Raw genomic sequence first — 22520 nt, forward strand, 5'->3', positions numbered from 1 at the left:
TCCGATACGAAGGATTGCCGCGTGCACATACGCACCAGAGGCGGCCGGCACTCGCGCCGGTTCAAGCTCGCCGTTCCGGCTGTGGCTGTCACCGTCCTCGCCCTTGTGGGCACGGGGCTCACGATGTCCAGCTCCCAGGCCGAGGAGCCGGCTCCGGCCCTCCCGACGGCGACCGCAGCCGAGCGGCCGACCGCGCCCGCGGACGCCGAACTGCGCGAGCGCGTGGCCGCCGCGGCGCAGGCGGACCGCAAGACCCTCGCACCCTCCAAGCTCAACGCCACGGACGACCCGGGCCCGGCCCCGATGGTCATCGGCGGCACGGAGACCTCGATCTCCAACGCCCCGTGGATGACGCAGCTCTGGTACCACGACGGCAACGAGGGCTTCTTCTGCGGTGGCGTGGTGATCGCGCCCACCAAGATCGCCACGGCCGCGCACTGCGTCAAGGGCTTCGACTGGGCCGCGTACGGCACCGTCGTCACCGGAGCCGGCTCCACGGAGACGACCGGCAGCGGGGACGTGAACTGGGCCTACCGTCAGTGGACCCACCCGCTGTACAAGGACAACGACGGCGCGGCCGACAACGACATCGCGGTGCTCACGCTCGACAGGCCGACCGCCGTCAAGCCGCTGCCCGTGATGTCCAAGACGGACACGGCTCTGTACGCGGCCGGAACCCAGGCCAGGGTCTACGGCTGGGGCCGCACGAGCTCGACCGAGAGCGGGATCTCCACGACCCTGCGTTCGGCGACCCTGCCGATCGTCTCGGACGCGGCGTGCGCCGACTCCTACGACAGCTGGTTCAAGGCCGGTCACATGGTCTGCGCGGGCAAGACCGGCGCGACCGACGCCGAGACGACCGGTGCCTGCAACGGTGACTCCGGCGGCCCGCTGGTGGTCGGCGGCAAGCTGGTCGGCATCGTGTCCTGGGGCATCACGGACTGTGTCGGAGAGGGCGCGTACAGCGTCTTCGCCAAGGTGAGCACCTACGTCCCGGCGATCAACGCGCGGGCGTACGACACCAACCTGAACTGGGACCACCGCGCGGACCTGCTGGCCCGCAAGGCGTCGACCAACACGCTGTACCGGTTCACCTCGACCGGCAGCGGCATGACGAAGGGCGACTTCGGCAACGGGAGCGGCATCAACGTCCTGCTCCAGACGGACCTCAACCGGGACGACTACCAGGACCTGCTCATACGCGCGGGCGACGGCAGCCTCTACTGGGACTGGTTCGACCCGACGGCGCAGGAGTGGCAGTCCAAGCGGATCGCCACCGGCTGGGGCTCCCGCAAGCAGATCCTGGCGCCCGGCGACCTGACCGGTGACGGCCACCCCGACGTCCTGTCGACGGACTCCGCCGGCTCCTTCTGGCTCTACCCCGGCAAGGGCAACGGCTCGTTCGCCACCCGCAGCAAGATCGGCGGCGGCGGTCTCAGCTACTCCATGGTCCGGGGCAGCGGCGACTTCACCAACGACGGCAAGGCCGACATCCTCGCCCTCGGCAGCGGCGGCAAGCTCTACCTCTTCAAGGGGACGGGCAAGGCGAGCGCCCCGTTCGCCGCCAAGGTCCTCGTCCGGACCTGGGACGTCGCCAACGCCCTCGTCACCACGGGCGACTTCAGCGGCGACGGCATCGCGGACATCATCGTCCGGGTGAAATCCGGCGAGCTGTACCTCTACCCGGGCACGGGCCGGGCGGACAGCGGCATCTTCGGCGCCCGGAAGCTTCTGGGCTCCGGAGCGTCGAGCTACAACCTGTTCGGCTGATCACAGGCCGGCAGCAGTTCTGAGCGAGGAGCCCCCCGCGTCCCCTCACGCGGGGGGTTCCTCGCGTGAGGGTGCGCTCCCGTTCCGCAGGGCCGGGAATACCTGGGGCCCGCCCCCGGTTTTGGGAGATACGCCCAGTCCTGGCAGACTGGTACGTCGGCCCCGGTTCACGGACGCGCAATCCGCGCGGACGACCCGGAGCCCTCCCGAAACTAGGAGACACCTTGAAGCGCGACATTCACCCCGAGTACGTCGAGACCCAGGTCAGCTGTACCTGCGGTGCGTCGTTCACCACCCGGAGCACCCTCGGCAACGGCGCCATCCGCGCCGACGTCTGCTCCGAGTGCCACCCGTTCTACACGGGCAAGCAGAAGATCCTCGACACCGGTGGCCGCGTGGCCCGCTTCGAGGCCCGCTTCGGCAAGGCCGCAGGCTCCGCCAGCAAGTAGCGAGCCACAGCGCCGGTACCCGACGCCCTCGTTCACGGGGGCGCCGGGGCCGGCGTTTTTTCCGGCCGGACGTCCGGGGACCGCTCTCGGAGCCCCGGACGGCACGCCCTGTGCAGGCCCGTCCACGTAACCAACCAGGAGCCCCCGATGTTCGAGGCGGTCGAGGAACTGATCGGTGAACACGCCGATCTTGAGAAGAAGCTCGCCGACCCGTCGGTCCACGCGGACCAGGCCAACGCGCGCAAGCTCAACAAGCGCTACGCGGAGCTGACCCCGATCGTCTCCACGTACCTGTCCTGGAAGCGCACCGGTGACGACATCGAGACCGCTCGTGAGTTCGCCGCCGACGACCCGGACTTCGTCGCGGAGGTGAAGGACCTGGAGAAGCAGCGCGAAGCACTCACCGAGAAGCTCCGCCTCCTCCTGGTCCCGCGCGACCCCAGCGACGACAAGGACGTGCTCCTGGAGATCAAGGCGGGCGCGGGCGGCGACGAGTCCGCCCTGTTCGCCGGCGACCTGCTGCGCATGTACCTGCGCTACGCCGAGCGCGTCGGCTGGAAGACCGAGATCATCGACTCCACCGAGTCCGAGCTCGGGGGCTACAAGGACGTCCAGGTCGCCGTCAAGACCAAGGGCGGCAACGGCGCGACCGAGCCCGGCCAGGGCGTCTGGGCCCGGATGAAGTACGAGGGCGGCGTGCACCGCGTGCAGCGCGTGCCCTCCACCGAGTCCCAGGGCCGCATCCACACCTCGGCCGCGGGCGTGCTCGTCACCCCCGAGGCCGAGGAGGTCGACGTCGAGATCCACGCCAACGACCTGCGTATCGACGTCTACCGCTCCTCGGGTCCCGGCGGCCAGTCCGTCAACACCACCGACTCAGCGGTCCGCATCACGCACCTGCCGACCGGTGTCGTCGCCTCCTGCCAGAACGAGAAGAGCCAGCTCCAGAACAAGGAGCAGGCCATGCGCATCCTGCGCTCCCGCCTCCTCGCCGCGGCGCAGGAGGCGGCCGAGCAGGAAGCCTCCGACGTCCGCCGGAGCCAGGTGCGAACCGTCGACCGGTCCGAGAAGATCCGCACGTACAACTTCCCGGAAAACCGGATCTCGGACCACCGCGTCGGCTTCAAGGCGTACAACTTGGACCAGGTGCTCGACGGTGAGCTCGACGCCGTGATCCAGGCATGCGTCGACGCCGATTCGGCCGCCAAGCTCGCCAACGCGTAACCCGCCCGCCCCGCCCGTGACCCCGTACGGAGATCCGCGATGAACCTGCTGCTCGCCGAGGTGGCCCAGGCCACCCAGCGGCTGGCCGACGCCGGTGTCCCCTCACCGCGATTCGACGCCGAGGAACTCGCCGCCTCCGTGCACGGGGTCAAGCGGGGCGAACTGCACAGCGTGCCGGACCGGGACTTCGACGCCCGGTACTGGGAGACCATCGCCCGCCGTGAGGCCCGCGAACCCCTCCAGCACATCACCGGCCGCGCCTTCTTCCGCTATCTGGAGCTCCAGGTGGGGCCGGGCGTCTTCGTCCCCCGCCCGGAGACCGAGTCCGTCGTCGGCTGGGCCATAGACGCGGTCCGCGCGATGGACGTCGTCGAACCGCTCATCGTCGATCTCTGCACGGGATCGGGCGCCATCGCCCTCGCGATGGCGCAGGAGGTGCCGCGCTCGCGCGTGCACGGCGTGGAGCTGTCCGAGGACGCCCTCACATGGACCAGGAAGAACGCCGAGGGGTCCAGGGTCACCATCCACCGGGGAGACGCCGCGACGGCCCTTCCCGAGCTCGACGGCCAGGTCGACCTGGTCATCTCCAACCCCCCGTACATCCCGCTCACCGAGTGGGAGTACGTGGCGCCCGAGGCCCGTGACCACGATCCGGAGATGGCCCTCTTCTCCGGCGAGGACGGCCTCGACCTCATCCGGTCCATCGAACGCACCGCGCACCGGCTCCTGCGGCCCGGCGGCCTCGTCGTCGTCGAGCACGCCGACACCCAGGGCGGCCAGGTGCCGTGGATCTTCACCGAGGAACGGGGCTGGGCCGACGCGGCCGACCACCCCGACCTGAACAACCGGCCCCGGTTCGCGACGGCCCGCAAGGCCATGCCGTGACCGGCGGTCCGGACCCGCACCACCCGAACCCGCCCCACCCGTACATGCTTGAGGAGGCCGGCTGATGGCACGGCGATACGACTGCAACGACGCGACCGACCGTACGACCGGCCTGCGTGAGGCCGCGTCCGCCGTCCGCCGCGGCGAACTGGTCGTGCTGCCCACCGACACCGTGTACGGGATCGGTGCCGACGCCTTCAGTACCGAAGGCGTCAAGGATCTGCTCGACGCCAAGGGGCGCGGGCGCAACATGCCGACGCCCGTGCTGATCGGCTCCCCGAACACCCTGCACGGCCTGGTCACGGACTTCTCCGAGCAGGCGTGGGAGCTCGTCGACGCGTTCTGGCCCGGGGCGCTCACCCTGGTCGCCAAGCACCAGCCCTCGCTCCAGTGGGACCTCGGCGACACCCGGGGCACCGTCGCCATCCGGATGCCCCTGCACCCGGTGGCCATCGAGCTGCTCACCGAGGTCGGCCCGATGGCCGTCTCCAGCGCCAACCTCACCGGACACCCCTCGCCCGAGGACTGCGACGCCGCCCAGGAGATGCTGGGCGACTCCGTCTCCGTCTACCTCGACGGCGGTCCGACGCCCGGCATCGTGCCGTCCTCCATCGTCGACGTCACGGGCAGGATTCCTGTCCTGCTGCGCGCCGGCGCGCTCTCCGTGGAGGAGCTCCGCAAGGTGGTACCCGACCTCGAGGTGGCCAATTGACCGCCCCTGAGGGGCGTGGCATAGCGGGGCGGACCGACGCTTTCCGCATTCTCCACGTCAGCACAGGCAACGTCTGCCGCTCGCCGATCACCGAGCGGCTGACCCGCCATGCCCTGGTGGACCGCCTCGGCGATCCGCTCAGCGGCGGCCTGATCGTGGAGAGCGCGGGCACCTGGGGCACGAAGGAGCCCCCATGGAGGCCAACGCCGAGATCGTCCTCGCCGACTTCGGCGCCGACGCCACCGGCTTCGTGGGCCGCGAACTGCTCGACGAGCACGTGATCCGCGCCGACCTGGTCCTGACCGCCACCCGCGACCACCGGGCCCAGGTGATCTCCATGGGTCATTCGGCGGGGCTGCGGACGTTCACCCTCAAGGAGTTCACCCGGCTGGTGCGGGCCATAGACCCCGCCACCCTCCCGGACCCGCGCGACGAGGGCGTCGTCGAGCGCGCCCGCGCCCTGGTGCGCGCCGCGGCGGCCCTGCGCGGCTGGCTGCTGGCCCCCACCGCCGAGGCGGACGAGGTGTACGACCCCTACGGCGCCCCGATCACGTTCTTCCGCTCCGTCGGCGACGAGATCAACCAGGCCCTGGACCCCGTCGTCACCGCGCTGACAGGCGTGCAGACCACGCACTGACGGTGTGCGCCGACCGGCGTACCGGGGCGTCCGGCAGCGGGCAGCGGCGCACGCGCGGGCCTACATTGGTCTGAGAGCCCACCCCTCCCCAGGCCCGGAGCCGTCAGATGCCGGTCACCACTCCAGCCGCACCCGCCCCCGTGTCCCGCTCGCGCCCAGCCCTCCCGCAGGACTTCGGCGCCCTGCTCCGGCAGGACCCGGAGATCGCCGACGTGCTGCTGGGGGAGGCGAACCGGCAGGCGGGCACCCTCCAGCTGATCGCCGCCGAGAACTTCACCTCGCCCGCGGTCCTCGCCGCGCTCGGCTCCCCGCTCGCCAACAAGTACGCCGAGGGCTACCCCGGCGCCCGCCACCACGGCGGCTGCGAGCAGGCGGACGCCGCCGAACGCATCGCGATCCAGCGGGCCACCGCGCTCTTCGGCGCCGAGCACGCCAACGTCCAGCCGCACTCCGGCTCCTCGGCCGTCCTCGCTGCCTACGCCGCCCTGCTGCGCCCGGGTGACACGGTGCTGGCCATGGGGCTCCCGTACGGCGGGCACCTCACCCACGGCTCGCCCGCCAACTTCTCCGGCCGCTGGTTCGAGTTCGTGGGCTACGGCGTGGACCCCGACAGCGGGCTCATCGACTACGCCCAGCTCCGCGCGCTGGCCCGGGCCAGGCGGCCCAAGGCGATCGTCTGCGGTTCCATCGCGTACCCCAGGCACCCCGACTACGAACTGTTCCGGGAGATCGCCGACGAGGTCGGCGCCTACCTGATCGTCGACGCCGCCCATCCGATGGGACTGATCGCCGGGGGAGCGGCGCCCAGCCCCGTACCGTACGCGGACGTCGTCTGCGCGACCACGCACAAGGTGCTGCGAGGACCGCGCGGCGGCATGATCCTGTGCGGACCGGAGCTGGCGGAGCGGATCGACCGGGCGGTGTTCCCGTTCACCCAGGGCGGCGCCCAGATGCACACGGTCGCGGCCAAGGCCGTCGCCTTCGGCGAGGCGGCGACCCCCGCGTTCGCGCTCTACGCCCACCAGGTGGTCGCCCACGCGCGGGCACTCGCCCGCGGCCTTGAGGCAGAGGGCTTCGACGTCACCACCGACGGCACCGACACCCATCTGATCGTCGCGGACCCCGCTCCGCTGGGGGTCGACGGCCGTACCGCCCGCGAGCGGCTGGCGGCGGCGGGCATGGTCCTGGACACCTGCGCCCTGCCCTACGGCGACGCCCGGGGCATCAGGCTGGGCACGGCCGCCGTCACCACCCAGGGCATGGGTGAAGCCGACATGGCGCGGATCGCGGTGCTCTTCGGCGCGGCGGTCCGGGAGGCCGGGGACGCCGGCCGCCTGCTGGCGGACGTGCGGGAACTCACGGAGAGGAATCCGCCCTATCAGGGGTAGGCGAAGCGGATGCAACCGTCTCCCGTACCGTGGAGTCCTTGTCCTTGAGGCTAGGGTGTGGGGCTGAGATGGCCGGCGACTTCTGTGGGGCAGACCTTGCGTGACTACCTGCTGACGCTCTGTGTCACGGCTGCGGTTACCTATCTGCTGACCGGGCCCGTGCGTAAGTTCGCCATCGCGATCGGGGCCATGCCCGCGATCCGTGCGCGTGACGTACACCGGGAACCGACACCCCGGCTCGGTGGCATCGCCATGTTCGGCGGACTGTGCGCGGGGCTGATCGTCGCCGCCCACCTGAACAACCTCACGGATGTCTTCGAACTGTCCAACGAGCCACGGGCGTTGCTCTCCGGCGCGGCACTGATCTGGCTGATCGGCGTGCTGGACGACAAGTTCGAACTCGACGCGCTGATCAAGCTCGGCGGGCAGATGATCGCCGCCGCCGTCATGGTCATCCAGGGCCTGACCGTCCTGTGGCTGCCGATCCCCGGCGTGGGCACGGTCGCCCTCACCCAGTGGCAGGGCACCCTGCTCACGGTCGCGCTGGTCGTCATCACCATCAACGCGGTCAACTTCGTGGACGGCCTGGACGGCCTGGCGGCGGGCATGGTGTGCATCGCGTCCGCCGCGTTCTTCCTCTACACCTACCGGCTCTGGTACGGGTACGGGATCGAGGCGGCCGCCCCCGCGACGCTCTTCGCGGCGATCCTGATGGGCATGTGCCTCGGCTTCCTGCCGCACAACATGCACCCCGCCCGGATCTTCATGGGCGACTCGGGATCGATGCTGATCGGCCTGGTCCTCGCCGCGGGCGCGATCTCCGTCACCGGACAGGTCGACCCGGACACGATGAAGCTGTTCGAGGGCAGCGAGCGGCAGGCCACCCACGCGATGCTGCCGGTCTTCATCCCGCTGCTCCTGCCGCTGACGATCATCGCGATCCCGGCCGCCGACCTGGTGCTGGCCATCGTGCGGCGGACCTGGAACGGGCAGTCGCCGTTCGCGGCCGACCGCGGCCACCTGCACCACCGGCTGCTGGAGATCGGGCACTCGCACAGCCGGGCCGTCATGATCATGTACTTCTGGTCCGCGCTGATCGCCTTCGGCGCGGTCGGGTACTCGGTCCACTCGGCGTCCATGTGGATCGTGCTCACGATCATGGGGGCGAGCGCGGTGGGCCTGGTCCTGCTGCTGATGCCCCGCTTCACGCCCCGCACCCCGGACTGGGCCGACTCCTTCGTACCGCCGCGCTACCGGCGCCGCAGGCACGCCGCCCCGCCGCAGGAGCCGGCCGCCTCCGGTCAACAGGGGCAGGAGGACCAGGAGACGGCTCCGGAGCCCGGGGAGAGGACCGCTGTGGCGGTCGGGGTCTCCGGTGTCAACGGGGCGACAGCGCTCGGCTCCCGAGGACGTACGCACGACCGGCGCAGGGCTGATTCATCGCGTTGACGTCTCGGGCACCGATACGCATTAGCACACAATGCAGCACTTTGTCCCGCGCAAACGCGCAGGGTCACTCTCAGGTGTGACAGTGGGCACACTTTTCAGGTAAAGACCTCATCAAATAGTTTGTGATACCGTTCACGAGACCCGGTGACAGAGCCGAGGGGCCTTGGTAAGAGGGTCCGTCGGCGGAGCTTCGACTCGCGCCGGGCATACGCTCGTCCATGACGACACCTACTGCCCACCCCCTGTACAGCGGAGTTGCCGCCATGCCGTCCAACGACGTCCGGACTCTCCTCCAGGCCGCCGTGCCCACCGCTGCCGCCGGCGCTGTCGCCGTCGCGGTCAGCGCTGTGGTCGCCGGTGGCAAGGGAGCCGTGGGAGCGGTCGTGGCGACGCTGGTGGTGATCCTCTTCATGGGGATCGGGCTGATCGTCCTGCAACGGACCGCCAGGTCCCTCCCGCACCTGTTCCAGGCGATGGGGCTGATGCTGTACACGGCGCAGCTCCTGCTGCTGTTCATCTTCGTCGCCGCGTTCAAGAACACCGAGGTGTTCAACCCGAAGGCGTTCGCGATCACGCTGGTCGCGACGACTCTCGTATGGATCGGCGCACAGGCGCGTGCGCACATGAAGGCCAAGATCCTTTACGTCGAACCCGACTCCGTCCAGGGCGAGAAGCCCAGGAACACGGGGTCGTCGGCGTGAAGGGTAGGGGCGGAATAAGTACAGGTTCGAGACCCTGCTATCGTCCGGTTCCAACTGCGGCACTGCGGGCGCGGGCATGTGAGCTGACGCCTGCTCGATCGCGAGGCTCATTGCCTGACTGCCGCTCACACATCCGTAACACCAGTCCAGTGCCGAACCGCGGCTGCGCGCCGCGCCGACACAACGAGGTTGCCGTACCTATGCGCCACGCTGAAGGAGCCCGCGGTGAGTGCTGACCCGACACAGGTGCTCGCCTTCGAGACCGATTGCCACATCTTCGACGGTTGTGGTTTCCCGGCACCCGGCTTGCACTCGTTCCTGTTCGAGCCGCTGTGGGGTGACCCGCACAGCAACTTGTACTTCAACAAGCCGATGCTGCTGGCGCTCCTCGGCTCGCTCATCATCGTCGGCTTCTTCTGGGCGGCCTTCCGCAAGCCCAAGATGGTCCCCGGCAAGCTGCAGTCGATCGCGGAGATGGGGTACGACTTCATCCGTCGCGGCATCGTCTACGAGACGATCGGCAAGCGCGAGGGCGAGCGGTACGTCCCCTTCGTCGTCTCGCTCTTCTTCTTCGTCTGGATGATGAACCTCTGGTCGATCATCCCGGTCGCCCAGTTCCCGGTGACGTCGATCATCGCGTACCCCGCCGTCCTGGCCGGGCTCGTCTACATCACGTGGGTGAGCCTGACGTTCAAGCGGCACGGGTTCGTCGGCGCGTTCAAGAACTTCACGGGCTTCGACAAGTCGCTCGGCCCGGTCGCCTACCTGGCCGCCTTCATCGAGCTGTTCTCGAACCTGCTGGTCCGCCCGTTCACCCACGCGGTGCGACTCTTCGCGAACATGTTCGCCGGTCACACCCTGCTGCTGCTCTTCACGATCGCCAGCTGGTACCTGCTCAACGGCATCGGGATCGCCTACGCCGGCGTCTCGTTCGTGATGGTCATCGTGATGACCGCCTTCGAGCTCTTCATCCAGGCTGTTCAGGCGTACGTCTTCGTCCTCCTGACCTGCACCTTCATCCAGGGCGCGCTCGCCAAGCACCACTGAGCCCCCTCGCTGAACCCCCGATTCGTCCGGTGGCCAACCCCCACCGGTCCGTAAAGAGAAGGAAGAACTGGCATGTCCCAGACCCTTGCTGCCGTTACTGGTGACCTCGGCTCCGTCGGTTACGGCCTTGCTGCCATCGGCCCCGGCGTCGGCGTCGGCATCATCTTCGGTAACGGCACCCAGGCTCTCGCCCGTCAGCCTGAGGCTGCCGGCCTGATCCGCGCCAACCAGATCCTCGGCTTCGCCTTCTGTGAGGCGCTCGCCCTCATCGGTCTGGTCATGCCGTTCGTCTACTAGACGAACCGCGACTAGTCCATACCGACGAAAGGCACTGATGTGAGCCAGCTGCTTACGGTCGCGGCTGAGGAGATGGAAAATCCCCTCATCCCGCCGATTCCAGAGCTCGTCATCGGCCTCATCGCCTTCGTCATCGTCTTCGGCTTCCTCGCCAAGAAGCTCCTCCCGAACATCAACAAGGTTCTGGAAGAGCGTCGCGAGGCCATCGAAGGCGGTATCGAGAAGGCCGATGCGGCCCAGACCGAGGCCCAGAGCGTTCTTGAGCAGTACAAGGCTCAGCTCGCCGAGGCCCGCCACGAAGCCGCTCGCATGCGCCAGGAGGCGCAGGAGCAGGGTGCCGTCATCATCCAGGAGATGAGGGCGGAAGGTCAGCGGCAGCGCGAAGAGATCGTCGCCGCCGGCCACGCCCAGATCGAGGCCGACCGCAAGGCCGCGTCCTCCGCGCTGCGTCAGGACGTGGGCACGCTCGCCACCGCCCTGGCCGGCAAGCTCGTCGGCGAGTCCCTCGAGGACCACGCCCGGCAGAGCGGCACCGTCGACCGTTTCCTCGATGAACTCGAGGCGAAGGCCGAGGCCGTCCGATGAACGGAGCGAGCCGCGAGGCACTGGCTGCCGCACGTGAGCGTCTCGACGCGCTGACCGACAACACGTCGGTCGACGCGGCGAAGCTCGCCGAGGAGCTGGCAGCCGTCACCGCGCTGCTCCACCGCGAGGTATCGCTGCGCCGGGTCCTCACCGACCCGTCGCAGAGCGGCGAGGCCAAGGCCGAGCTGGCCGGACGACTGCTGAGCGGTCAGGTGGGCGGCGAAGCCGTGGACCTGGTCTCCGGCATGGTCCGTTCCCGCTGGTCGTACTCGCGTGACCTGGTCGACTCGGCCGAGGAGCTGGCGAACACCGCAGACCTCACCGCGGCGCAGCGCGCGGGTGCACTGGACGACGTCGAGGACGAGCTCTTCCGGTTCGGCCGGATCGTTGGTTCCGACAAGGAACTGCGTTCCGCCCTGACCAGCCGGACCGCGTCCACCGCCGCCAAGGGCGAGCTGCTCCGCAGCCTGCTCGGCGGCAAGGCGCAGCCGGTCACCGAGCGAGTCGTCACGCGCCTCGTGACCCAGCCCCGTGGACGTAGCCTGGAAGCGGGACTCGACTCCCTGTCCAAGCTCGCCGCGGAGCGCCGGGACCGCATGGTCGCCGTCGTCACCTCGGCGGTACCGCTGTCGGATCGGCAGAAGCAGCGCCTCGGCGCCGCCCTGGCGAAGATCTACGGCCGGCAGATGCACCTGAACCTGGACGTGGACCCCTCGGTCCTCGGCGGGATCTCGGTGCGCGTCGGTGACGAGGTCATCAACGGCACGATCGCGGAGCGCCTCGAAGAGGTCACCCGCCGGATGGCCGGCTGACAGCGCACAGCGCACGAGTACCACCTGAACGAGCAAGAACAGCGGCCCGGTTGGGCCGTGCAGAAATTGCAGAAGATTCCTGGGGGTCGCCCCCAGACCCCCTTAAGAAACTTCGGGCCCAACAAGGAGAGCAGGGAACCCAGATGGCGGAGCTCACGATCCGGCCGGAGGAGATCCGGGACGCACTGGAGAACTTTGTCCAGTCGTACAAGCCGGACGCGGCCTCGCGCGAGGAGGTCGGTACGGTCAGCGTTGCCGGCGACGGCATCGCGAAGGTGGAGGGTCTGCCCTCCGCCATGGCGAACGAGCTGCTGAAGTTCGAGGACGGAACCCTCGGTCTCGCCCTCAACCTCGAGGAGCGCGAGATCGGTGCGATCGTCCTCGGCGAGTTCAGCGGAATCGAAGAGGGCCAGCCGGTGCAGCGCACCGGTGAGGTGCTCTCCGTCGGCGTCGGCGAGGGCTACCTCGGCCGCGTCGTCGACCCGCTCGGCAACCCGATCGACGGCCTCGGCGAGATCGCGACGGACAGCCGTCGCGCCCTGGAGCTGCAGGCGCCTGGCGTCATGGTCCGCAAGTCGGTGCACGAGCCGATGCAGACCGGCTACAAGGCCGTCGACGCCATGGTGCCGATCGGCCGTGGCCAGCGTCAGCTGATCATCGGCGACCGTCAGACGGGTAAGACCGCGCTGGCCGTCGACACGATCATCAACCAGCGCGACAACTGGCGCTCGGGCGACGTGAACAAGCAGGTGCGCTGCATCTACGTCGCCATCGGCCAGAAGGGGTCCACCATCGCCTCCGTGCGTGGTGCCCTCGAAGAGGCCGGCGCGCTGGAGTACACGACCATCGTCGCCGCCCCGGCGTCCGACCCGGCCGGCTTCAAGTACCTGGCGCCGTACACCGGTTCGGCCATCGGCCAGCACTGGATGTACGCCGGCAAGCACGTCCTGATCATCTTCGACGACCTGTCGAAGCAGGCCGACGCCTACCGCGCCGTGTCGCTGCTGCTGCGCCGCCCGCCGGGCCGCGAGGCGTACCCGGGCGACGTCTTCTACCTGCACTCGCGTCTGCTGGAGCGTTGCGCCAAGCTCTCGGACGAGATGGGCAAGGGCTCGATGACGGGTCTCCCGATCGTCGAGACCAAGGCGAACGACGTGTCGGCGTTCATCCCGACCAACGTCATCTCCATCACCGACGGCCAGTGCTTCCTGGAGTCCGACCTGTTCAACGCGGGTCAGCGTCCGGCGCTCAACGTCGGTATCTCGGTCTCCCGAGTCGGTGGCTCCGCCCAGCACAAGGCCATGAAGCAGGTCTCCGGCCGTCTTCGCGTGGACCTCGCCCAGTACCGCGAGCTGGAGGCGTTCGCCGCCTTCGGTTCCGACCTGGACGCGGCCTCCAAGGCTTCGCTGGAGCGCGGTAAGCGCATGGTCGAGCTGCTGAAGCAGCCGCAGTACGCACCCTTCCCCGTCGAGGAGCAGGTCGTCTCCGTCTGGGCCGGCACCACCGGCAAGATGGACGACGTCCCGGTCGAGGACATCCGCCGCTTCGAGAGCGAGCTGCTGGAGTACCTGCGCCGCGAGCGCAAGGACCTCCTGACCAGCATCGCCGAGGGCGGCAAGATGTCCGACGACACGCTGCAGTCGATCGCTGACGCGATCGCCGCCTTCAAGCAGCAGTTCGAGACCTCGGACGGCAAGCTTCTGGGCGAGGGCTGATCGATGGGCGCTCAGCTTCGCGTTTACAAGCGCCGCATCCAAGCCGTCACCGCGACCAAGAAGATCACCAAGGCGATGGAGATGATCGCCGCCTCGCGCATCGTCAAGGCGCAGCGCAAGGTGCAGGCTTCGATGCCGTACGCGACCGAGCTGAACCGTGCGGTGACCGCGGTGGCGACGGGTTCCTCCGCCAAGCACCCGCTCACCACCGAAGCCGAGTCCCCGGCCCGTGCCGCGGTCCTGCTCATCACGAGCGACCGCGGTCTGGCCGGCGGCTACTCCTCCAACGCCATCAAGGCGGCGGAGCGGCTCCGGGAGCGGCTCGCGGGTGAGGGCAAGGAGGTCGACACGTACATCGTCGGCCGCAAGGGTGTCGCCTACTACGGCTTCCGCGAGCGCAAGGTCGCGGAGTCGTGGACCGGCTTCACCGACAGCCCGGCGTACGGGGATGCCAAGAACGTCGCCGCGCCCCTGATCGAGGCCATCCAGAAGGACTCGGCCGAGGGCGGCGTCGACGAACTGCACATCGTCTTCACCGAGTTCGTGTCGATGATGACGCAGAACCCGGTGGACAACCGGATGCTGCCGCTCTCGCTCGACAAGCTCGACGAGGGCGCGGAGGAGAGCGGCACGAAGGGCGAGATCCTTCCGCTGTTCGACTTCGAGCCGTCGGCGGAGGACGTCCTCGACGCCCTCCTGCCGCGCTACGTCGAGAGCCGTATCTACAACGCGCTGCTGCAGGCCGCTGCTTCCGAGCACGCCGCCCGCCGCCGCGCGATGAAGTCGGCGACCGACAACGCCGGGGACCTCATCAAGAGTCTCTCCCGGCTTGCCAACGCGGCCCGCCAGGCCGAAATCACCCAGGAAATCAGCGAGATCGTCGGCGGTGCCAGTGCTCTGGCCGACGCGACCGCGGGGAGTGACAAGTAAATGACGACGACTACCGACAGCGTTCTGACGGCCGCTGCCACGGGCCGCGTCGCCCGGGTCATCGGCCCGGTCGTCGACGTGGAGTTCCCCGTCGACGCGATGCCGGAGATCTACAACGCCCTGCACGTGGAGGTCGACGACCCGGCCGAGGAGGGCGCGCGCAAGCTGCTGACCCTCGAGGTCGCCCAGCACCTGGGTGACGGCGTGGTCCGTGCGATCTCGATGCAGCCCACCGACGGCCTGGTCCGCCAGGCCCCGGTGACCGACACCGGCAAGGGCATCATGGTGCCCGTCGGTGACATCACCAAGGGCAAGGTGTTCAACACCCTTGGTCAGATCCTGAACGACCCGGAAGCCGAAGCTCAGATCACCGAGCGCTGGCCGATCCACCGCAAGGCCCCGGCCTTCGACCAGCTCGAGTCGAAGACCGAGATGTTCGAGACCGGCCTGAAGGTCGTCGACCTGCTGACCCCGTACGTCAAGGGCGGCAAGATCGGTCTGTTCGGTGGTGCGGGCGTCGGCAAGACGGTCCTCATCCAGGAAATGATCATGCGTGTGGCGAAGCTGCACGACGGTGTGTCGGTGTTCGCCGGTGTCGGCGAGCGCACCCGTGAGGGCAACGACCTCATCGACGAGATGACCGAGTCGGGCGTCCTGGAGAAGACCGCGCTGGTCTTCGGCCAGATGGACGAGCCGCCGGGCACGCGTCTGCGTGTGGCCCTGTCCGCCCTGACCATGGCGGAGTACTTCCGCGATGTGCAGAAGCAGGACGTGCTGCTCTTCATCGACAACATCTTCCGCTTCACGCAGGCCGGTTCCGAGGTCTCCACGCTGCTCGGCCGTATGCCGTCCGCAGTGGGTTACCAGCCGACCCTGGCCGACGAGATGGGTGTGCTCCAGGAGCGCATCACCTCGACGCGTGGTCACTCGATCACCTCGATGCAGGCGATCTACGTCCCCGCGGACGACCTGACCGACCCGGCCCCGGCCACCACGTTCGCCCACCTCGACGCGACGACGGTTCTCTCCCGTCCGATCTCCGAGAAGGGCATCTACCCGGCCGTGGACCCGCTGGACTCCACGTCCCGCATCCTGGACCCGCGCTACATCACGCAGGACCACTACGACACGGCCACCCGTGTCAAGGGAATCCTGCAGAAGTACAAGGACCTCCAGGACATCATCGCGATCCTCGGTATCGACGAGCTGGGCGAAGAGGACAAGCTCGTCGTCCACCGCGCCCGTCGCGTCGAGCGCTTCCTGTCGCAGAACACCCACGCCGCCAAGCAGTTCACCGGCCTGGACGGTTCGGACGTGCCGCTCGACGAGTCGATCGCCGCGTTCAACTCGATCTGCGACGGTGAGTACGACCACTTCCCCGAGCAGGCGTTCTTCATGTGCGGTGGCATCGAGGACCTCAAGGCCAACGCCAAGGAGCTCGGCGTCTCCTGAGCCTCCGGCTCACCGAGGGGGGTGGGTGTGTCCCGCCCCCCTCACCACGCCCCGTAGAATTGACCCAACACCCGGCCAGACCGCCGGGTGGTGACCCGAGGAGCCACCCTTGGCTGCTGAGCTGCATGTCGAGCTGGTCGCCGCGGACCGCAGTGTCTGGTCCGGCGAGGCCACCCTGGTCGTCGCGCGTACCGCGTCCGGCGACATCGGCGTCATGCCCGGTCACCAGCCGCTTCTCGGTGTGCTGGAATCGGGCCCGGTGACGATCCGTACCAGTGAGGGCGGCACCGTCGTCGCCGCTGTGCACGGTGGATTCATCTCGTTCGCGGACGACAAGCTGTCGCTGCTGGCGGAGATCGCCGAGCTGGCGGACGAGATCGATGTCCAGCGCGCCGAGCGTGCGCTGGAGCGCGCGAAGTCGGACACGGACGCCGCCGCCGAGCGGCGCGCCGATGTGCGACTGCGTGCGGTGGCGGTGCGCTAGCACCCCCGCCGACAGATGTTTTAACTCAGCCGCGGCCCGAGCTGGAATTATCCAGACGGTGTCGCGGCTGAGGCGATGCAGATGCAGTTCGGTCCGGATGTCCGTAATCGACGTTGCGAGGAGGTCGGTGGAGATGGTCCTCGCTCTGTGGGTTGGCGGTCTGGTCGTCGTACTGGTCCTGTTGGGTCTGTTCGTGTTCGGCCTGCGCCGCCGGCTGATCCAGCGCTCCGGCGGTACGTTCGACTGCAGTCTGCGCTGGGACATCTCCAGGGAACCCGACCCGACGGGCAAGGGCTGGGTGTACGGCGTGGCCCGCTACAGCGGTGACCGCGTCGACTGGTTCCGGATCTTCTCCTACGACCCGCGGCCTCGCCGGTCCCTGGAGCGCGCCTCGATCGAGGTGGTCGCCCGCCGGCTGCCCGAAGGCGAGGAGGAGCTCGCGCTCCTCTCCGATTCCATCGTGCTCGGCTGTCTCCACCGCGGGACGCTCCTGGAGCTGGCGATGAGCGAGGACGCTCTCACCGGCTTCCTCGCCTGGCTGGAGGCGGCGCCGCCCGGCCAGCGGGTGAACGTGGCCTGAGGGCCGTACCGAGACAGCGGAAAACCGGGGAGACAGGGGGCGGACCTGTCTCCCCGGTCGTATGTCCGGGCTCTGCGGGTGGTGCGGTGGTGCTACGGCGTGAGGATTACCGGAGGCCGCTGTTGATCGCGCTCACCAGTTCGCCGTTGGCGGTGTCACCGCTGAACTCCCAGAAGAACGCGCCACCGAGGCCCTGGTTCTTCGCCCACGTCATCTTGGAGACGACGGTGGCCGGCGTGTCGTAGCTCCACCAGTTGGTGCCGCAGTGCGCGTAGGCGGTGCCGGCGATGGTGCCGGTGGCCGGGCAGCTGTTCTTGAGGATCTTGTAGTCCTCGATGCCCGCTTCGTACGCACCCGGGGCCGCTCCGGTCGCCGTGCCGCCCGGGGCGGACTGGGTGACGCCGGTCCAGCCGCGGCCGTAGAAGCCGATACCGAGCAGCAGCTTCTTGGCGGGGACGCCCTTGGCCTTCAGCTTGGCTATCGCGTCGGCGGCGGTGAAGCCGGCCTGCGGGATGCCGGGGTACGAGGTCAGCGGCGAGTGCGGGGCCGTCGGGCCCTTGGCCGCCCAGGCGCCGAAGAAGTCGTACGTCATCACGTTGTACCAGTCCATGGACTGCGCGGCGCCCGCGTAGTCCGCGGCGTCGATCTTGCCGCCGTCGGAGCCGTCCGCGGTGATGGCGGCGGTGACGAGGTTGTTCGCGCCGAACTTGGTGCGCAGCGCGGTGGAGAGGTTCTTCAGTGCGGCCGGGCCGCTGGTGTCACAGGTGAGACCGCAGGCGTTGGGGTACTCCCAGTCGATGTCGATGCCGTCGAAGACATCGGCCCAGCGGGGGTCCTCGACCAGGTCGTAGCAGGACTGGGCGAACGCGGCCGGGTTCTGGGCCGCGGCACCGAAGCCGCCGGACCAGGTCCAGCCGCCGAAGGACCAGAGGATCTTGATGTTGGGGTACTTGGCCTTGAGCTTGCGCAGCTGGTTGAAGTTGCCGCGCAGCGGCTGGTCCCAGGTGTCCGCGACACCGTCGACCGACTGGTCGGCCGTGTACGCCTTGTCGTAGTCGGCGTAGGCGTCACCGATGGTGCACTTGCCGCCCTGGACGTTGCCGAAGGCGTAGTTGATGTGCGTGATCTTCGCGGCGGAGCCGGAGGTCACCAGGTTCTTCACGTGGTAGTTGCGCCCGTAGACGCCCCAGTTGGAGAAGTAACCCAGGTTGATCTTGTCACCGGGCGGGGGATTGGTGGTGCCGCCGGTGGTGCGGACCGAGACGGAACCGCTGACCGGGCCGGTCTGGTCCGCGGTGTCGCGGGCCTGCACGGTGTACGAGTAGTCGGTGCCCGCGGTGAGGGTGGTGTCCGTGTACGTCGTACCGGTCACCGTCGCGACCTTGGCGCCGCCACGCAGGACGTCGTAGTTCTTCACGCCCTTGTCGTCGGTCGCCGCGGTCCAGGTGAGCTTCGCGGAGGTGTTGGTGATCAGACTCGCGGTGGGGGTGCCGGGTGCGGAGGGGGCGTTGTCGCCGGGGACGCTGCCGCCGTCACAGGAGGCGCCGTTCAGCTTGCAGCCGCTGGGGGAGCCGGAGCCCGTGCCGTTGAAGCCGAAGCTGATGCTGGCACCGGGGGCGACGGAGCCGTTCCAGCTGAGGTTCTTGGCGGTCCAGTGGGTGCCCGAGCCGGTGACGGTCGCGTCCCAGGCCGAGCCGACCGCGGTGCCGGAGGGGAAGTCCCACTCGACCGTCCAGGAGGAGAGCGCGGTGGTGCCGGTGTTCTTCACCGTCCACTGGCCTTCGAAGCCGCTGCCCCAGTCGGACTTCTTGACGTAGGTGGCGGTCGCCGACGTGGCTGCCTCGGCGGGGCTGGCAAGGCCCACCATCGCCGCGAGTGGCAGCAGCAGGGCGGTGACGCCCGCCACGGCCTTGGATCGGATGGTGACGCCGGAAGTGAGTCGCTGTCTGAAGCCGGCCCGGCGTGGGGGGTTCTCGGTGGTCAACGGTGCTCCTCGGGTGAGGTCCGACAAACGGGGATGGTCCGTGGACTGCAAACCCTGCGCCGCCCTGAGCCCGCCATTTGTCATGGCGTACTCACCGCAGTGTGCTCGGTGAGATTAGGAAGGTCTGGACCAATCGTCAAGAGGTCCAGACCAAAGAATCTCTGAACCTCAGACCCCCCACTGCTGGGCGATCACCGCGGCCTGCGCCCGGCTGCGCAGTTCCAGCTTCCCCAGCACCCTGCTGACGTGCGTCTTCACCGTCGCCTCCGCCATCGAGAGCCGCGCCGCGATCTCCGCGTTCGACAGCCCCTCGCCCAGACATCCCAGCACCTCGCGCTCCCGCCGGGTGAGCGCCTCCAGCCCCGGCGGAGCGGGAGTGCCCGGCCTGCGGGCGGGAGCGGCACCGGCGAACTCCGCGATCAGCCGGCGCGTCACCGCCGGGGCGATCAGCCCCTCGCCGCGCGCCACCGTGCGTACGGCTTCGAGCAGATCGCGGGCCTCGGTGTTCTTCAGCAGGAAGCCCGCCGCCCCGCCCGCAGCGCCCCGAAGACGTAGTCGTCCAGATCGAACGTCGTCAGCACCAGCACGTCCGCGAGCCGCTCGGCCACCACCTGCCGGGTCGCCGACACGCCGTCCAGGCGGGGCATCTGCACGTCCATCAGCACGATGTCCGGACGCAGTTCCCTGGCCAGCCGCACGGCCGCCTCGCCGTCGCCCGCCTCCCCGACGACCTCGATGTCCGGCGCGCTGCCCAGGATCAGCACCAGCCCCGCGCGCACGGCCGACTGGTCCTCCGCGACCAGTACCCGGATCGTCATTCCCCCACCGTCCTCTCCCGGACGGGCAGTTCCGCCCGTACCCGCCAGATCGTCCGGCCGTCCGCCGCGGGCCCGGGGCCCGCGGCGATCGTGCCGCCGAGCAGGGCGACCCGCTCCCGCATGCCCACCAGACCGGCCCCGGAACCGGGTGCGCGCGGTCCCGGCCGGCTCCCGTACTCGCTGGTGACCTCCACGGAGAGCACGTCACCCTCGTGTGCGAGCCGCACCGCCACCTGCCCGGGAGCGGCGTGCTTCAGCGCGTTCGTCAGGGACTCCTGGACGATGCGGTACGCGGCCAGCTCGACCGGAGCGGGCAGCCGCCCGGTCGTGCCGCGCGCGTCCTCCAGCGTGCAGGTCAGCCCGCTCGTGGCCCCGTTGGAGCGGGCCTGTTCGACCAGGACGTCCACCGAGGCGAGGGTCGGGGCCGGGCTCGGCCCCGGCTCCGTCCCGCGGTCCCGGAGCAGCCCGATGAGCCGCCGCATCTCGGCCAGTCCCTGGACGCTGTTCTCGCGGATCACCCCGAGCGCCTCGCGTGAGGTGCCCGGGTCGTCGATGGAGAGCGCGGCGGTGGAGTGGATGGCGATCGCGGAGAGGTGGTTGGCCACCATGTCGTGCAGCTCCCGCGCCATCCGCGCACGCTCGGCTGTCACCGCCTGGGCGCGGTCCATCTCGGCGAGCAGGGCGGTCTGGTCGGCCCGCAGCCTGGCGGTCTCCGCCGCGTCGCGGTGGTTGCGCACACTGACCCCCGTGATGGCGGGCGCGAAGGACACCAGGCCGGCCACCACACCGATCAGCAGCGCCTCCGCCGTACGGAACCAGGCGAGGAAGGCGATCGTCACCCCGACCGTGACCAGGAAGGAGGTCACCGGGAGGCGGCGGGCGACGGCCGGGGACCCGTACACCACGGCCGCGTACACCAGGTCCGTGAACATCACGACGGTGGCCAGGTTCCCGACCGTGAACTGGTCGGCGACGAGCGCGGCCACGGCGATCAGCAGAGCCGTCAGCGAGGCGCTCCTGCGCAGCAGTTCCAGCCCGGCCGTCACGGCGAGGGGCACCAGTGCCAGCCAGGGCGCGTCGAACGGCCGCCCGACCTGCATGTGCAGACCGATGAGCCAGAGCACCAGGCCGCCGGAGAGGCCGACGGCCGCGATGATCACGTCGTGGCGGTGGGGACGGGAGACGGCGAGCACCCTCCCATCCAACACGGCCGCCCCGGCGCGGACCTCCGCACGGCGGGTGAGCCGGGGATACATCGAAGGATGCAGCCGGGCTTCGTCACCGACGACGACGACCTGGCCCGGTTCACCGGCGAGTCTTGAGGGGACCGGGAGGAGAAGAACCGTGATCGTCGTACTGATCGTGCTCTGCGAGGTCGGCTTCTGGGTGCTGCTGGCCGCCGGACTCGCGCTGCGCTACCTGGCGCGCAGGCCCCGGCTCGGCGCCGCGGTGCTGCTGTGCGAACCGCTGCTGGAGGTCGTGCTGCTGGTCGTCACGGCCGTCGACCTGAGGAACGGCGCGGAACCCGACTGGAAGCACGGGCTCGCCGCCGTCTACATCGGGTTCACCGTGGGACTCGGCCACTCCGCCATCAGGTGGGCGGACGCCCGGTTCGCCCACCGCTTCGCGGGCGGTCCGCCGCCGGTGAAGCCGCCGAGGTACGGCAGGGCCCGGGCCGTCCACGAGTGGCGCACCGCGGCCCGCTGGACCACCGCGGCGGTGACCGCCATGGCCCTGCTCCAGGCCGCTGTCTGGTACGTCGGGGACGACGGGAACACCGGATCGCTGGAGATGTGGCAGCAGAAGATGGTCTGGCTGATCGGCATCAACCTGGTCATCGCCGGGAGCTACACCCTGTTCCCGAAGCGGGCACCGGCAGGGGCCTGACCCCGGGCCGGGCGGGCGGCCCTCAGCGGTCGCCGCCCGGCACCCACAGCACGTCGCCGACCTCCTTGTTCGCCGTCCTGGCGAGGATGAACAGGAGGTCGGACAGCCGGTTGAGGTACGTCGCGGTCAGCGCGTTCATCACGTCCCCGTGCACCTCGATCGCCGCCCAGGTGGACCGCTCGGCCCGCCGGACGACGGTGCACGCCTGGTGCAGCAGGGCCGCCCCCGGCGTACCGCCCGGCAGGATGAAGCTGCGCAGCTTCTCCAGCTCCTCCAGGAAGCGGTCGCAGTCCGCCTCCAGTTTGTCGATGTAGGACTGCTCCACCCGCAGCGGCGGATACGCCGGGTCCGGGACGACCGGCGTCGACAGGTCCGCGCCGACGTCGAAGAGGTCGTTCTGCACCCGCACGAGCACCTTCACGACGTCCTCGGGAAGCTGCCCCAGCGCGACCGCCGTACCGATGACGGCGTTGGCCTCGTTCGCGTCGGCGTACGCCGCGATCCGCAGATCGGTCTTGGCGGTCCGGCTCATGTCGCCGAGGGCCGTGGTGCCCTGGTCGCCGGTACGGGTGTAGATGCGCGTCAGATTGACCATGGGGCCAGCCTAGAGACGTACGCCCTCCCGCGGGGGCGGGGGTGGCCAACTGCACGCGGCGCGCCGCCGAATGAGGCGTCCCGGTGTGATGTCCGTCATCCGAGACGTGACGCGTATCT

The 22520-nt window shown here is 69.4% G+C and carries 21 protein-coding genes and 2 pseudogenes; 19 read left to right on the top strand and 4 right to left on the bottom strand.

Features of this window, described 5'->3' with window-relative positions; all coding sequences use genetic code 11:
- Positions 1–21 precede the first annotated feature (21 nt).
- The 18 genes and pseudogenes from Sfulv_RS20150 (at position 22) to Sfulv_RS20235 (ending at position 17117) form a co-directional block, all read left to right on the top strand.
- Positions 22–1770 (top strand): trypsin-like serine protease, encoded by a 1749-nt coding sequence (locus tag Sfulv_RS20150; RefSeq protein ID WP_173315986.1) that lies wholly within the window; start codon positions 22–24, stop codon positions 1768–1770.
- Between the two features lie 224 nt (positions 1771–1994).
- A complete protein-coding gene (gene rpmE / locus Sfulv_RS20155) occupies positions 1995–2219 on the top strand; it encodes a 50S ribosomal protein L31 (protein ID WP_173315987.1) in 225 nt (74 codons plus the stop codon).
- A gap of 147 nt (positions 2220–2366) precedes the next feature.
- Entirely contained in the window at positions 2367–3443 is a 1077-nt protein-coding gene (gene prfA / locus Sfulv_RS20160) for a peptide chain release factor 1 (protein WP_173315988.1), read from the top strand.
- A gap of 39 nt (positions 3444–3482) precedes the next feature.
- Complete coding sequence (prmC, locus tag Sfulv_RS20165) at positions 3483–4328, top strand: peptide chain release factor N(5)-glutamine methyltransferase (RefSeq protein WP_173315989.1); 846 nt, start codon at positions 3483–3485, stop codon at positions 4326–4328.
- A gap of 64 nt (positions 4329–4392) precedes the next feature.
- Positions 4393–5040, top strand: coding sequence for an L-threonylcarbamoyladenylate synthase (locus Sfulv_RS20170; RefSeq protein ID WP_173315990.1), 648 nt, complete (start codon positions 4393–4395; stop codon positions 5038–5040).
- Positions 5037–5677: pseudogene (locus Sfulv_RS20175) on the top strand (arsenate reductase/protein-tyrosine-phosphatase family protein). The gene Sfulv_RS20170 and the pseudogene Sfulv_RS20175 overlap by 4 nt, the downstream one beginning before the upstream one ends.
- A 107-nt stretch (positions 5678–5784) precedes the next feature.
- Positions 5785–7065 (top strand): serine hydroxymethyltransferase, encoded by a 1281-nt coding sequence (gene glyA, locus Sfulv_RS20180; RefSeq protein ID WP_173315991.1) that lies wholly within the window; start codon positions 5785–5787, stop codon positions 7063–7065.
- Between the two features lie 84 nt (positions 7066–7149).
- A complete protein-coding gene (locus tag Sfulv_RS20185) occupies positions 7150–8514 on the top strand; it encodes an MraY family glycosyltransferase (protein WP_173315992.1) in 1365 nt (454 codons plus the stop codon).
- Between the two features lie 263 nt (positions 8515–8777).
- Positions 8778–9215 (top strand): Cg1360 family ATP-synthase-associated protein, encoded by a 438-nt coding sequence (locus Sfulv_RS20190; protein ID WP_173318050.1) that lies wholly within the window; start codon positions 8778–8780, stop codon positions 9213–9215.
- A gap of 225 nt (positions 9216–9440) precedes the next feature.
- Positions 9441–10262, top strand: coding sequence for a F0F1 ATP synthase subunit A (gene atpB / locus Sfulv_RS20195; protein ID WP_173315993.1), 822 nt, complete (start codon positions 9441–9443; stop codon positions 10260–10262).
- A 72-nt stretch (positions 10263–10334) separates the two neighbouring features.
- Complete coding sequence (gene atpE / locus Sfulv_RS20200; protein ID WP_018521144.1) at positions 10335–10559, top strand: ATP synthase F0 subunit C; 225 nt, start codon at positions 10335–10337, stop codon at positions 10557–10559.
- A gap of 39 nt (positions 10560–10598) precedes the next feature.
- Positions 10599–11144 carry a F0F1 ATP synthase subunit B gene (locus tag Sfulv_RS20205; RefSeq protein WP_173315994.1) on the top strand — a complete coding sequence of 182 codons (546 nt, stop codon included), beginning with the start codon at positions 10599–10601 and terminating at the stop codon, positions 11142–11144.
- On the top strand, positions 11141–11956 hold the full coding sequence (locus Sfulv_RS20210) for a F0F1 ATP synthase subunit delta (protein ID WP_173315995.1): 816 nt from the start codon (positions 11141–11143) through the stop codon (positions 11954–11956). Before Sfulv_RS20205 ends, Sfulv_RS20210 begins: the two co-directional genes overlap by 4 nt.
- Before the next feature lie 143 nt (positions 11957–12099).
- Positions 12100–13671, top strand: a complete 1572-nt coding sequence (gene atpA, locus Sfulv_RS20215; RefSeq protein WP_173315996.1) for a F0F1 ATP synthase subunit alpha — start codon at positions 12100–12102, stop codon at positions 13669–13671.
- Positions 13672–13674: 3 nt separating this feature from the next.
- A complete protein-coding gene (locus Sfulv_RS20220) occupies positions 13675–14601 on the top strand; it encodes a F0F1 ATP synthase subunit gamma (protein ID WP_173315997.1) in 927 nt (308 codons plus the stop codon).
- Positions 14602–16053 carry a F0F1 ATP synthase subunit beta gene (atpD, locus tag Sfulv_RS20225; RefSeq protein WP_173315998.1) on the top strand — a complete coding sequence of 484 codons (1452 nt, stop codon included), beginning with the start codon at positions 14602–14604 and terminating at the stop codon, positions 16051–16053.
- Positions 16054–16162: 109 nt separating this feature from the next.
- Complete coding sequence (locus Sfulv_RS20230) at positions 16163–16537, top strand: F0F1 ATP synthase subunit epsilon (protein WP_173315999.1); 375 nt, start codon at positions 16163–16165, stop codon at positions 16535–16537.
- A 133-nt stretch (positions 16538–16670) separates the two neighbouring features.
- On the top strand, positions 16671–17117 hold the full coding sequence (locus tag Sfulv_RS20235; protein ID WP_173316000.1) for a DUF2550 domain-containing protein: 447 nt from the start codon (positions 16671–16673) through the stop codon (positions 17115–17117).
- A gap of 106 nt (positions 17118–17223) precedes the next feature.
- On the opposite strand, the gene Sfulv_RS20240 is transcribed toward Sfulv_RS20235, so the two are convergent.
- The 3 genes and pseudogenes from Sfulv_RS20240 to Sfulv_RS20250 form a co-directional block, all read right to left on the bottom strand.
- Positions 17224–19101 carry a glycoside hydrolase family 18 chitinase gene (locus Sfulv_RS20240; protein WP_173316001.1) on the bottom strand — a complete coding sequence of 626 codons (1878 nt, stop codon included), beginning with the start codon at positions 19099–19101 and terminating at the stop codon, positions 17224–17226.
- 168 nt (positions 19102–19269) lie between these two features.
- Positions 19270–19919, bottom strand: a pseudogene (locus Sfulv_RS20245) (response regulator).
- Positions 19916–21112 carry a sensor histidine kinase gene (locus tag Sfulv_RS20250; RefSeq protein ID WP_256669276.1) on the bottom strand — a complete coding sequence of 399 codons (1197 nt, stop codon included), beginning with the start codon at positions 21110–21112 and terminating at the stop codon, positions 19916–19918. Before Sfulv_RS20250 ends, Sfulv_RS20245 begins: the two are co-directional and overlap by 4 nt.
- Positions 21113–21263: 151 nt before the next feature.
- Here Sfulv_RS20250 and Sfulv_RS20255 point away from each other — a divergent pair, with 151 nt between their 5' ends.
- The gene (locus Sfulv_RS20255) at positions 21264–21806 is read left to right on the top strand and encodes a hypothetical protein (protein ID WP_173316003.1); all 543 of its coding nucleotides are present in this window, start codon (positions 21264–21266) and stop codon (positions 21804–21806) included.
- Between the two features lie 22 nt (positions 21807–21828).
- Here Sfulv_RS20255 and Sfulv_RS20260 read toward each other — a convergent pair whose 3' ends face one another.
- Complete coding sequence (locus Sfulv_RS20260; protein ID WP_173316004.1) at positions 21829–22401, bottom strand: cob(I)yrinic acid a,c-diamide adenosyltransferase; 573 nt, start codon at positions 22399–22401, stop codon at positions 21829–21831.
- Between the last annotated feature and the right edge of the window lie 119 nt (positions 22402–22520).

Origin of the sequence: Streptomyces fulvorobeus, assembly GCF_013167895.1 — a bacterium.
Classification (GTDB): Bacteria; Actinomycetota; Actinomycetes; order Streptomycetales; family Streptomycetaceae; genus Streptomyces; species Streptomyces fulvorobeus.